The sequence below is a fragment of the Desulfosarcina widdelii genome, assembly GCF_009688965.1.
Classification (GTDB): Bacteria; Desulfobacterota; Desulfobacteria; order Desulfobacterales; family Desulfosarcinaceae; genus Desulfosarcina; species Desulfosarcina widdelii.
The window spans coordinates 4,698,066-4,710,527 of record NZ_AP021875.1; the positions used below are offsets into that span (position 1 = coordinate 4,698,066).

General features: G+C 51.4%; 12 protein-coding genes. 8 read left to right on the plus strand and 4 right to left on the minus strand.

The genetic code is table 11. From position 1 onward, the window contains the following. Positions 1 to 17 precede the first annotated feature (17 nt). A complete protein-coding gene (gene hutU / locus GN111_RS21605; protein WP_155305745.1) occupies positions 18 to 1,727 on the minus strand; it encodes a urocanate hydratase in 1,710 nt (569 codons plus the stop codon). A gap of 210 nt (positions 1,728 to 1,937) precedes the next feature. Here hutU and hutC point away from each other — a divergent pair, with 210 nt between their 5' ends. Further along, positions 1,938 to 2,708 carry a histidine utilization transcriptional repressor HutC gene (gene hutC, locus GN111_RS21610; protein ID WP_155305746.1) on the plus strand — a complete coding sequence of 257 codons (771 nt, stop codon included), beginning with the start codon at positions 1,938 to 1,940 and terminating at the stop codon, positions 2,706 to 2,708. A gap of 8 nt (positions 2,709 to 2,716) precedes the next feature. Here hutC and GN111_RS21615 read toward each other — a convergent pair whose 3' ends face one another. Next, positions 2,717 to 4,474, minus strand: coding sequence for an FG-GAP repeat domain-containing protein (locus GN111_RS21615; RefSeq protein WP_155305747.1), 1,758 nt, complete (start codon positions 4,472 to 4,474; stop codon positions 2,717 to 2,719). Between the two features lie 531 nt (positions 4,475 to 5,005). On the opposite strand from GN111_RS21615, the gene GN111_RS21620 reads away from it, so the two are divergent. The 4 genes from GN111_RS21620 to GN111_RS21635 all read left to right on the plus strand — a co-directional run bounded on the left by GN111_RS21620 (position 5,006) and on the right by GN111_RS21635 (position 7,876). Next, complete coding sequence (locus GN111_RS21620; RefSeq protein ID WP_155305748.1) at positions 5,006 to 5,572, plus strand: hypothetical protein; 567 nt, start codon at positions 5,006 to 5,008, stop codon at positions 5,570 to 5,572. Between the two features lie 140 nt (positions 5,573 to 5,712). Beyond that, positions 5,713 to 6,417, plus strand: a complete 705-nt coding sequence (locus GN111_RS21625; RefSeq protein ID WP_155305749.1) for an AAA family ATPase — start codon at positions 5,713 to 5,715, stop codon at positions 6,415 to 6,417. A gap of 35 nt (positions 6,418 to 6,452) precedes the next feature. After that, complete coding sequence (locus GN111_RS21630) at positions 6,453 to 6,992, plus strand: methyltransferase family protein (RefSeq protein ID WP_155305750.1); 540 nt, start codon at positions 6,453 to 6,455, stop codon at positions 6,990 to 6,992. Between the two features lie 23 nt (positions 6,993 to 7,015). Beyond that, positions 7,016 to 7,876 carry an aldo/keto reductase gene (locus GN111_RS21635; RefSeq protein WP_170302401.1) on the plus strand — a complete coding sequence of 287 codons (861 nt, stop codon included), beginning with the start codon at positions 7,016 to 7,018 and terminating at the stop codon, positions 7,874 to 7,876. Positions 7,877 to 7,952: 76 nt separating this feature from the next. Here the strand turns inward: GN111_RS21635 and GN111_RS21640 are convergent, their stop codons facing one another. Beyond that, positions 7,953 to 8,159 (minus strand): dodecin family protein, encoded by a 207-nt coding sequence (locus GN111_RS21640; RefSeq protein ID WP_155305752.1) that lies wholly within the window; start codon positions 8,157 to 8,159, stop codon positions 7,953 to 7,955. Between the two features lie 499 nt (positions 8,160 to 8,658). Between GN111_RS21640 and GN111_RS21645 the strand changes: the two genes are divergently transcribed. From GN111_RS21645 to GN111_RS21655, 3 genes are all read left to right on the plus strand, one after another. After that, positions 8,659 to 8,910 carry a hypothetical protein gene (locus tag GN111_RS21645; protein WP_155305753.1) on the plus strand — a complete coding sequence of 84 codons (252 nt, stop codon included), beginning with the start codon at positions 8,659 to 8,661 and terminating at the stop codon, positions 8,908 to 8,910. A gap of 311 nt (positions 8,911 to 9,221) precedes the next feature. Further along, positions 9,222 to 9,878 (plus strand): PAS domain-containing protein, encoded by a 657-nt coding sequence (locus GN111_RS21650; protein WP_155305754.1) that lies wholly within the window; start codon positions 9,222 to 9,224, stop codon positions 9,876 to 9,878. Positions 9,879 to 10,210: 332 nt separating this feature from the next. Then, positions 10,211 to 11,569 (plus strand): ISNCY family transposase, encoded by a 1,359-nt coding sequence (locus GN111_RS21655; RefSeq protein WP_155302183.1) that lies wholly within the window; start codon positions 10,211 to 10,213, stop codon positions 11,567 to 11,569. Between the two features lie 551 nt (positions 11,570 to 12,120). Here GN111_RS21655 and GN111_RS21660 read toward each other — a convergent pair. Beyond that, positions 12,121 to 12,324: a hypothetical protein gene (locus GN111_RS21660; protein ID WP_155305755.1), complete on the minus strand. Its 204-nt coding sequence runs from the start codon at positions 12,322 to 12,324 to the stop codon at positions 12,121 to 12,123. Between the last annotated feature and the right edge of the window lie 138 nt (positions 12,325 to 12,462).

Below are 12,462 nucleotides of genomic sequence, written 5' to 3' on the forward strand. Positions count from 1 at the left end.
ATTGGGCCTCCAAAAAGTTACGAAATCGACATCATCGGAATCTTAACCCCTCGCTCCCTGGCTGTCTTTTGCGCCAGATCATAGCCGGCATCCACATGCCGCATGACGCCGATGGCCGGATCGTTGCGCAGGACGGTGGTGACCCGTTGTTCGGCTTCAGGCGTGCCGTCAACCACACAGACCTGGCCGGCATGCATGGCATAGCCGATGCCCACGCCGCCGCCGTCGTGAAACGAAGTCCAGGCCGACCCCGAGGCGACCGAGGCCATGCAGTTGAGCAGGGCCCAGTCCGCCACCGCGTCCGAACCGTCCTTCATGGCTTCGGTTTCCCGGTAGGGCGAGGCCACGGAACCGCAGTCCAGGTGGTCGCGTCCGATGACGATGGGGGCCTTGACCCGGCCGTCCCGCACCAGGTCGTTGAAGATTTTGCCTGCCTTGTCCCGCTCGCCGTATCCCAGCCAGCAGATCCGGGCCGGGAGCCCCATGTGCTGGACCCGTTCACCGGCCATCTTGAGCCAGCGCACCATTTTTTCCTTGTAGGGAAAGGCGTCCATGAGTGCCTGGTCGGTGACCGCGATATCGGCGGGGTCGCCGGAAAGGGCGGCCCAGCGAAACGGGCCCTCCCCTTCGCAGAACAGGGGGCGGATAAAGGCCGGCGTGAACCCCGGGTAGTCCATGGCATTGGTCACCCCCACCTTGAGGGCCTGGCCGCGCAGGTTGTTGCCATAGTCAAAGGCCACCGCCCCTTTGGACTGCATGTCCAGAATGGCCCGACAGTGGGTGCCCATGGAGTCCAGCGCCTTTTCGATATACTTGTCCGGATCGGAGAATCGCAGTTTCCAGGCGTCTTCCATGGGGATGCCGGCCGGGACGTAACCGTTCAGTTCGTCATGGGCGCTGGTCTGGTCTGTGACCACATCCGGGATGAAGCCCTTGGCGATCATGTCCGGCAGCACCTCGGCACAGTTGCCGCAAAGGCCGATGGATAGGGCCCGTTTTTCTTCAGCGGCTTTGCGGGCCATGGCGATGGCTTCGTCCGTGTCCTCGGTAGTGACGTCCAGATAACGCGTATCCAGGCGCCGCTGGATGCGGTTGCAGTCCACATCGACAATGATGGCCACGCCACCGTTCATGGTGACGGCCAGGGGCTGGGCCCCGCCCATGCCGCCGAGTCCTCCGCTCAGGAAAATCCGGCCGGCCAGAGATCCGTTGAAATGCTGATCAGCCAAAGCCGCGAAGGTTTCATAGGTGCCCTGGAGAATGCCCTGGGTGCCGATATAGATCCATGATCCGGCCGTCATCTGGCCGTACATCATCAGTCCCTTTTTATCCAGTTCGTTGAAATGGGTCCAGTTGTCCCAATGGCCCACCAGGTTGGAATTGGCGATGAACACCCGGGGGGCATGGGCGTGGGTCTTGATCACCCCCACGGGTTTGCCGGACTGGACCAGCATGGTTTCGTCGTTTTCGAGGTCCACCAGGGTCCGCACAATGGCATCGAAGCACTCCCAGTTGCGGGCTGCCTTGCCGATGCCGCCGTAGACGATCAGTTCGTCGGGGTTTTCCCCGTTGTCCGGGTCCAGATTGTTGCACAGCATGCGCAGGGCGGCCTCCTGAAGCCAGCCTTTGCAGTGGAGCTGGTTTCCAGTGGGGGCTTTAACCGGACGCGGCTTGCCCGATCCAATCCGTAATTCTTTGAAAAGGGTTTCTTTCGCCGATGGGTTCATGGCGATCCTCCTGAACCGAAACAGTTCTGATGGTATGGGTGGTTGGGGCGAGATGCGGAACGCTTGGGGCGCAAAGCCGCTTTGGTGGCGTCTCGCCCTCTCCTTGAAGAAAAATAACTCCTTGACCGACGCAAGATATATATGCTTGTATATATAACCAGTCAGACCTGTCAAGAATTTTCATACTCAGAAGACCTTCAAACAACCAACATGGCAAACCGAATCCACGCATCCGACCGTTTGTCGCGCCGCCGACCCACCGCGCTTTACCAACAGGTCAAGGATTATATCCTCGCGAAAATAAGAACCGGTCAATGGTCGCCCGAAACCCGCGTGCCGTCTGAAAACACCCTCATCCAACAATTGGGGGCCTCGAAAATGACGGTGAACCGCGCCTTGAGAGAATTAACCGCCGAGGGCGTTCTCCACCGCCTGCAGGGGGTGGGCACCTTTGTGGCCCAATCCAAATCACCCTCCACCCTGCTGGACGTTAAACCCATAGCCGAAGAAATCGCCCAGCGCGGCGGTGTCCATTCCTGCGAAATTCATCGACAGACCTCTGAAACGGCGTCGCCGGAGCTGGCCCAGGCCCTCAACGTCACGGCTGGCGCCAGGGTCTTCCACGTCGTCCTGATTCATTCGGATGAAGCCGGCCCCATTCAATTGGAAGACCGCTACGTCAATCCGGCCGTGGCCCCCAATTTTCTGGAGCAGGATTTTACCGCCATTACGCCCAGCCGCTACCTGCTGAATGAACTACCCGTTTCCGAGGCCGAGCATGTCATCGAGGCCATCATGCCCGATAAGGCCACCCGTCAACTGCTTGCCATGGGCCCCAATGAACCCTGTCTGGTGCTCTTCCGCCGCACCTGGTCGGACAACCTCGTTGTCACCCGCAGCCGCTTTGTCCACCCGGCTTCCCGCTACCGCATGGGCGGACGCTTTGTTCCGGCTTCACCGTTTCATCCCATGGAAAGCTAGGGCTTCTTTCAATCGATACCATTGGGCTGGCCCATGCGCAGCGGTCCGCCTCGGGCCGTGGTCCACAAAAGGCAGTCGCATCCCGAGCCGGGAACCGAGAAGATATCCATGCCATGATCGAAGGTCTGGACCATGATCTCCAACTGGCCGTCGCCGTCCAGATCCGCAACGGTCGGAGCCGCCGGGGCCCCATTGCCGTTGCCGTTGTAGCCCGGATCGGGCAGTGCGATGTCGTACAGTTGGCTGCCGTCGGCACCCAGGATAACCAGGCGGCCGGAGTCGCTGACATCGGGGTCCCCGAAAGTCGAAAACACCACTTCGGGCGAGCCGTCCCGATTCAGGTCGGCCACCACGGGTTCGGAGGCGTACATGATCGTTTTGCCATGGGTGTAATTGTATCGCCAGATCATGCTTGCATCGGAATCGAAGCAGCTCATGAAACCGTCGTTGAGCGAAACGACGATCTCCTTTCGGGCATCTCCCTGCAGATCCACAATGGCGGCCGCCGGAACGCCGGCCGGAGGATACCATCCATCCACCTCGATGGGAAAATCGCCCCGCGGCGGCATTTCCCAGCCCGGTTTGCGCATGGCCGACCGGCTGCCGTCGCCGTAAGCCCCCTCCAGAACCACGACGGCATAGGCCTGGGTTTCGTAGGGAATGTTGCGCTCCACATTGGGCATGCCGATCACCTCGTTTTCTCCGTCCAGGTCGAGATCCGCCACGTGAGGGGGAGAGGCGGTCCACTGCAGCCATTCGGTCCAGGAGGGGTTGGGCCAGGTTCCAGTATGCAGGTGGTAGTGGTCCTCCTCCACATCCGGATCGTACCAGCGGATGAACTGCCCCCAGGTCAGGCGGGCGCCTGAGTACTCGCTGCTGCGGTTGGTGAACCAGGAAGACGCATCGATGGCTTCTCCGTCGGGGTCGAAAGCCTGGATGTGATGGTTGTCATAGGTGACGGTGATCTCCTGCTGCGCATCGTCGTCGATATTTCCCACGGCGACATTCAGACCGTAGCACCCGTATCCGCTGTGCCCCATTTCGTTGCGGTCCGCATCGCCGCCTTCGCCGGTGCGGTTGTTGTAGCGCGGCCAGGCGTCATAGGCCAATCCGTCCGGCTGGTAGAGATTGCCGTCGGCCGACCAGACGAATACCTGGGCGCCGCCCTGGTACGTTGCCAGGGTCTGAGTGGTGGTGGCAATGATCTCGATGGAGCCGTTGCCGTCCAGATCGGCTGCCGCCAGCCCGCGCACCTCCGGAGAACTGCCGGAACAGGTGGTGTCCTGTGGCCAGCCGGATTTCAGGGAGAACTGGTGGTTGATCCATTCATAGGCGTAGACGTGGCGCCCCTGGCCGCAGACGATGTCCATGATGCCGTCCCCTTCCATATCCGCCACGACGTGGGGCGCATACACACGGCTTCCGTTGCCGTCCGCTTTATCGATCAGGTCGCCGTCGGGGGTAAAGGCATACAGGGAGTAGTAGGCGGCGATGAGTTCGTTCTCGCCGTCGTCGTCCAGATCGGCCACGACGGGCGAGGCGAACCAGGAGGTCTGCCCGGACAGATTGGCCACCCATACCGGCCGCTGTACTTCTCCGTCGCTTACGCCAGCGGTGCACACCGGGTTGCGCTCTCCTCCGGTGGAGCTGCCGCTCGATGTTCCGGAGGAAGAGACTTGCCCAGAGCCACTGACGCCGCCGCCACCGCAGCTTGTCCAAATCAGCCCGAACGCCAACAGGAAGATGGGAAAAAGCCTTCCGACCATAGCGGTTCTCCTTGCTTTATCGGGTACCTTCGTAAAACAGGAAAGAGCAATAGATTGTCTATTGCAACCGGCGTTCCGATTGTTTGAAACGGCGTTTTTTGAAGCAAAGTCGAGTTGTTAGTATTTGGTAAGTGTCGGTCAGAGTGTTCGGTGAACCATCTTTGCACAGCCAACGTGAAAATTGCTGTACCTGCAAAAATTGATGAACTCGTAAAAAGTGCTGCTCTCGTCATGCCGGAATTGATCCGGTATCCAGAGCGTATTGAAAAGACGGGATAGAACTCAGGTTTCACCGCGAGCGTCGGCATGTGCCGTAATAGTCATATACACCTTCCAAAACAGACGATCATCCTCTCCGGCTTGGGGTTTAGTCCTTGATTTGTGGGGGTAAATCAGACCATAATGCCCCGAACCAACAGAAAAACCCCTTTAAAAATCTAAATGTTGTCGATTCAGAACCGTTTCGTTTAAACTACACTTTTTGCGTCAGCTGCGCACCGAAAAAACTTTTAATCGTTGTGTGTAGAAAAAATGGAATCAAAGAAAGCTTTTATCAAATTCAATAATGAAGGAATTATTATCGGACGCCTTTTGGTAGCATATGCCGACATAGAGCTTAGTCTTTTTCATTGTGTTAATGTGACGCGAGATGACTTTGATACAGTATATAAGGCTATGTTCAAGGAAAGGGGAGAATCGCGTCGTATTGGCATGGCTGACACGTTTGGCAGGCAAAATTACCATAAACTTGGACTTGGCACTCAGTTCGAAATGGCCATTAGTTCAGTTCGTTATTGCTTGAAAATTCGGAACCAATATGCCCACTGCGTTTGGTATGATGATTCTAGCGGTTTTTTGGCATATGCAAACTTGGAAGAAGGAACCGAAAGCAATAAAGCCGTGCACAATTTTAAAGAGTTGACTATCCGGCATATAGATATTGCGACCCTAAACCTTCAGGAGCAATATTTTGAATATACTGATTCCTTGTTGGCATGGGTGAATTTTGAGGGCCGGCGCATTGCTGGAAAACCATCCAAGCCTCCAAAACCCGCGCCAAAACAAATCAAACAGCCGAAACTTTATCTTGAAATATGAGAAATGGAGGCACACCATCATGTGATGGACATAGATTGGGATCTCGCTGATGATCACCCCAGCCGGTCAGCATCACGTTGGGCTTCAATGGAGAAATAGAGACTCACATTCAACCCGTTATAGAAAATTAAAGAAACAAAATGAGCAATCACGTAATTAGTGTTACACTGCACGACGAAAATTATCCATCTGATAGTGATTACCCCTTCTCTTTACCAATATTTCATGAAACGAAACGAATTACGATCGATTTTCCGGTAACTTTTTTTGTCGGAGAGAACGGCACGGGAAAGTCTACTTTTCTGGAGGCAATTGCCCTCGCAAGTGGTATTCATATCTGGCGCAAGCGTGACGGTGCGCGCTACCAGGTTAACCCGTATGAAAAACTACTACACAAATATATTTCGTTGGAATGGGCCAATGGAAAGGTTCCCGGATCCTATTTTGGCTCGGAAATCTTCAACGACTTCAGAAGAATGGTCGATAATTGGGCCGCCTCCGACCCCGGACAGTTGCAGTATTTTGGTGGAAAATCGCTTGTTACCCAATCGCATGGCCAATCGATGATGTCTTATTTTCGTTCGCGTTACAAGATAAAGGGAATCTATTTTCTGGATGAACCGGAAACAGCGCTATCTCCCAGAAGTCAACTTGAATTTCTGGATATTCTTCGTGAAAATGCCAAGGAAGGACATGCACAGTTTATCATAGCAACACATTCCCCCATTTTAATGGGTTTCGAAGGCGCTAAGATATACAATTTCGACCATAGTCCGTTGGACGCAATTGAGTACCGTGAAACCGAACATTATCAGATCTACAAGAGCCTTCTTCAGGCGAGATAAAAATTTCATTCAATTCCCTTTAAAAGAGGTAACCGATGTCAGCGAAAGAAAATTTTGCGAATGCATTTGGTACCTTAATTTGTGGTGTTGTCGCCTTTGCTTTTGGTGTTTTTATCCCCTTTAAAATAATAACTGCCGAAAACCACACAATTTTTGCAGAAATCGGAAATCTTCGTTTTATCGGCCCTGCCTTTATTTTAATTGGACTTCTCGGAACGTTGGCGTGCTACTGGAATTTTATTTTCGACGCCAAAGGCGCCCCGCTCATTGAAGGAATGCAAAAGCATCTGATTGTCAAAGGGCTTTACAGGCATGTCCGGAATCCGATTTATATTTCGTGGTACCTTATCCTATTTGGGGAGGCGGTCTATTTCCAATCTCTGGATTTGCTGATTTATCTCGCAGGTTGGATGGTTTTCTTCCATATCAAGGTTGTTTATTCCGAAGAGCCTTATTTGAGCGTTACCTTTGGAGAGTCATATGAATCCTATCGCAACTCGGTCCGTCGGTGGGTTCCACGTTTTAAAGCTTATAATGTAGAAACAAATGAGTTTGAAAATGAAAAAACCATCTAAAATTTCTCAAAATGGTACTGCACATGAGTGAAAATATGACGACTTCCCCTGAGAACTTTTCTCATAGTAAACTTCCGGTCGTGAAAAAAACTGTATTTCGTATGGGAGTCGCCGGTTCATACGGCATTGATTCCTCGGATATCCGATGGGCCGCTGAGTACGGTGCAAACTACTGGGTCTGGGGTAGAGGGTTCGGCAAGGTTACAGACGGAATCAGAGACGTCATCAAACATGAACGTGACAACCATGTGGTTAGCCTGCTGGGATGGGGTTATTTCGGGTGGCAGGTACGGCGGAGTGTTGAAAATGCCCTGCGAAAGCTGGGTACCGATTATTTGGATGTTTTCAAGTTGGGGTGGCTTGGGAGAACATCAATTTACAGCAAGGGAATAATCGATACCCTTCTGAAGCTCAAGCAAGAACAAAAGATATTGAGCTTCGGCACAAGCATTCATGATCGAAAGAGGGCCGGCCGGCTGGCGCTGAACTCGGAGATCGATCTGTTCATGATCCGCTACAACGCCAAGCATACTGGCGCTGAAGAGGATATCTTTCCTCACCTTTCGAAGCGAAATCCCGCTGTGGTCAGCTATACAGCTTTGGCTTGGGGGCAGCTGATCAGGCCGTTAAAAGGCGTTGTTATGCCTCCCTGGCCAGGAGGGGAAATTTTCAATGGCCCACCTCTTTCGCCGGAACTTTGCTACCGGTTCGTTCTGTCGAATCCACATGTACACGTTGTGTTGACCGGACCGCAGAACCGGGAGCAACTCCGCCAGAATCTGGCTGCGGTAAAGAAGGGGCCGTTGGAGGCGGATGAAATGAATTGGGTCAGGCATTACGGTCAGTTGGTCAAATCGAAGAAAAGGCTTGATTACGTGAAATAGACACCTCTTAAATTGGAGGTGCCTGACCGTGCTGAACAGTTGGTATTTTCAATATGATGAGTAAAAAAGGACCCTATCAATCTTTTTTGAATGATACTTTTACCCGTGCACGGTAGTCGGTAATTTTACCGTCTTCCACCGTCATATCTAATTTTGTAATTTCCGCCACTCTGATGTCTTTCAAAGATTCCGATGCGGCATACACAGCATTGTCCGCCGAAATTTCCCAATTTGCCTGGCTTGTTCCCACCAAATCTATGACTTTGTAAACGCTATCGCCCATTGATCTCTCCTTTTTCAGTTGATCGTTGAATTACCGTTAAAAGGAACCATTCAATTCAGCCAACAACCCCATTGATATGCTCAATAGCCAATGACTGAATCTACTTCAGGCAGACGCAAATTGGCGAAAAGTTAATGCGGTCACACCGGCGTAAGGAATACTAATTGAGAATACCTTTCGTTGGGGAGTCCTGTCAAATCTTGAATTTAATTTCTCCAGCCAACAAAATTTGGGACGCATGTAGTTACTTGCTGGAGCTTTTAGACCATGCACAATTCGCAGGATATCTCCGTCTGCTCCAAAAGGCTTTGTTTCCGTCCCGGTCACACCACGGGATTGAGCCCGGTATGTGACCCGTCTGCGGAACCGAGGCCGTGCAAAAGAAATGCAAAAAACGCGTTGCGAGTTTTTGCATTTGTTTGAATTGTATTAGAAAACCGATGGGTTACAATCGCAATCAGAAATAGAAACCATTTTGCCTGTGAAAGGAGACCCATCCATGAGAAACAACCGGTTCGCCATCAACACTGTCGTCGGAATCGTATTGTCCTTATTCACTTTTAACGGAGTCCAAGCTGCCGCCACGCCCGAGACCGAGGCCGTCATCCACTCCGAACGGCCGGCCGTGGAAGTGATGTTCGTTCTGGACACCAGATGTGATCTGGTGATTTGGCAGGAAAGCTTCGGACATTATTGGACAAAATTACCTCAGTTCCAGTTATCCAATGTGAACGTGTGTACCAGTATGTGACTGGTCTTGGCAAGCCTTTTGTCATAGATGACACCCTTGCTACGCTTACCCTTCCTGTAAATCCATCCCAATCTGCCAAAACACAATTAGCCTGTGTATGTTCGGACACTTGGAGTAATTGATCCCGTGCATGGCACGGTTGCAACAATTCCCAATGATGTGGGCAGTATGTGTAGGTAAGTGGTCAGGAATACGTATGATTTATACGAATTAGAGCTTGTCAGTTTGTGGGCAGAGGATTGTTAGTATTACTAAAGTTTTCGACAAATCTGCCGTAAAGCAAATAAAACCAGTGGAAGGAAGGGATTGAAATGGCCCAGACCATCAAGGACAAACTTAAAGAATTGGAAAGGCATAATCGTCTCCTGACGGACAATCTTGTGGATGCTGTCTGGGTAATGAATGCAGGCACCTTGGTATACGAGTACATCACTCCCTCAATATTTGATATCAGCGGATACACCGCAGATGAACTCATCAATACATCAATTGCCGAACGGCTGTTGCCAGAATCACTTAAGAAGGCCACTGATATGTTAGAAGGGGCTATTAAAGGTTATGAGCAAGGCGTTCGGGAGTCGAAAACCGTGGAACTGGAGTTAGTCCATAAGAATGGCGGAACATACTGGATAGAGGTTCAGGTAAGGTTTATGGAAGATGCTGGCAGCCCACTCAAGCTCGTAGGCGTCACCAGAAACATAACAGCCAGAAAAACAGCCGAGCTGAAACTGGAAGATCAAAATCACAAACTGGCCGAGGCTTTGGCGGAAAAAGAACGCCTACTGAAAGAGATCAAGGTTCTGCGAAGCATGTTGCCAATCTGTAGCGGTTGCAAGCGCATCCGTGATGATGACAATAAATGGTGGCCTCTCGACGCATACGTCCAAGCGCACACAGACTCAAAAATCACCCATACCATCTGTCCAGACTGCAAGGATGTGTATTACCCAAACTACGGGAAAAAATGAGGCTGTAAAGCATGCCGATACAACGACACACAGATCAGGCTTATCGCCTGACTACACTGACGGCCATAGGTGAACTGACTCCTGATGAGCTTATGAAGGTCGTTGAATCTTTCAAGATCGATCCCCCAGAACTAAATATCCTGTGGGACTTTCGTAAAGCCCATCCTTCCAGATCCTTTGGTGTGGAGTCTAGTGCTCATCCACAGGAATAACTACCTGTAATAAATAAGAAACGCGCATTTTGTAGTGGTTTTTCTCTTCTCTTTGTAGTATATTGAAAGTCGCCAAACAACCAATATCACTACAAAAGAAAGAAAGGAGCCGATCACAAAATGCGCGAAAAATGGCAAAAACAGATGCCCCTGATGCCTCAGATCAAAGACCACGCCCAAGCAAAAGAACTTACAGCTATCAGTGGTATCATCGATGCTCACCCTATCATCTGTGATCGCGTTCTTCAAGATTTGAACAAGGGCAAGCTGGTGGCCTATCGAACTGGGGCTGACGGCATGAGCGCCGACCAGGTACTGCGTTGTGCTATCGTCAAAATCCTTTTCGGTTTTACGTATGATGAACTGGCATTTCATATTGTCGATTCGCAGGCATTGAGTTGGTTCTGCCGGATCGGTATCGCCGACAAGGGATACAAAAAATCCGCCCTGAACAAAAATATCAAAGGCATATCGGACGCCACCTGGGAACTGATCAATGCGGATCTTTTGGGATATGCGAAGCAAAAGGGCATTGAAAAGGGCCGACAGGTCCGGGTCGATTGCACGTGCGTTGAAACTCACATCCATCATCCCACCGACTCCAACCTGCTGTGGGATGGTGTTCGCGTGTTGACGAGGCTGCTGAAGCGCTTCCGGGATGAATCGGGGATCACAGTTCCTGACTTCCATAACCATACCCGTGTTGCCAAACGACGGATGCTGGCGGTGATGAATGCCAAACGGAAAAACAAGCGTAAGGTTGCCTATGTGGACCTGCTCAAAACCAGTCGCAAAGTGGTTGGGTACGCTCATAAGGCAGTCGCTGCGATCAATGCCGGTGCGACCTGCGACCCGCTGGTCATGACGATTGGCTTCCAGATCGAACATTTTGTCGATCTGACCCGCAGGGTGATCCACCAGACCGAACGCCGGGTTCTTCATGGAGAAACGGTCGATGCCAAAGACAAAGTAGTATCGTTGTTCGAGCCACATACCGATATCATCGTCAAGGATAGGCGCGATACGCTGTTTGGTCACAAAATCTGTCTGACCGGAGGCGCGTCGAACCTTATTTTGGACTGTGTCATCACCGAAGGCAATCCGGCCGACGCCGACCTGACGATACCGATGCTTGAGCGGCAAAAACAAATTTATGGCCGCTATCCCCTCAAGGCCAGCTTCGACGGCGGTTTTGCATCCAAGGAAAACTTGAAGCGAGCCCAATCGCGTAAGATCAAAGACGTCTGCTTTGCCAAGAAACGAGGTCTATCTGAAACCGACATGTGCCGCAGCCAATATGTGTATCGTCGATTGCGCCGCTTTCGAGCGGGTATTGAATCCGGTATCTCCTGGCTGAAGCGTTGCCTTGGCCTGACCCGCTGTACCTGGAAAGGATGGGACTCGTTTAAATCCTATGTTTGGTCTTCGATTGTGGCCGCCAACCTGCTGACCATCGCCAGGGGAAAAACAGCCACTTGAGACCTTAATCGATTCCGCATCGTGAAAACTGGTTGAACAAGTGCGCTTGCATTAAGCCGATTTCGGTAAATTAGCCACAAACCGATGTAGCGATGGTGAGAAAAATCCTGCCGAGGATTTTACCACTCTATTTTTTTTGCGACTCGGCTCTGAAAATTACCATTTATGGATCGACACGAGTCTATAAAACAGGTAGCCGTGCTGGTAAAACAAACTATCGGTTCACGTGCAAACGGTAGAACCGCCTTTGTAGCCCCTTCTGATTTAGCATTTGGTCTCTCAAGGATGTACATGACGCATGTGGAAATTGAGAAATCAACCCATAAAACCAACGTTTTCCGCACAAAGGATGAAGCTCTTCAATGGTTGGAGGCAGAAACCGGAGAGCATAGCCTTCAGCCACTGTGCCTTATGGATTGAATTTCCGAGGTAGGGGGGGAGGTGGTCCCCCCCGGTAGGGCGTCCTGACGCATGCAGCCGACCACCTCATAGAAGTGGACACACAAATTTTTCGCAAAATTCGCTGGATTGTCTACCCGTAGACTAATAGGTCACATTGCCATCTGATGGATCTGAGCCACCATGTGTTCCTTGGTGTGCTTGACGTCCTCTAAGGCTCTTTCCGGTCCCATCCTGTCAATCTTAAAGGCAATGTACTCAGTCACTATTTCATATGCTCTGCATCCCGGAATAATTAGACCGTCTTCGTTCAGGAGAGCCATTATGGCTTTCATGGCATTGGATCTATCCATCATGATTGCTATTTCCAGTACCTATGTATGTTGGCAAAAAGTAAGATTGAGGTCGATCAGGCTGATATGGCCACACTTTTATTCAACATGTTGATGCCTGTCAATCATATTCTTCTACATATAGTGGTTGCACCTTCGTTG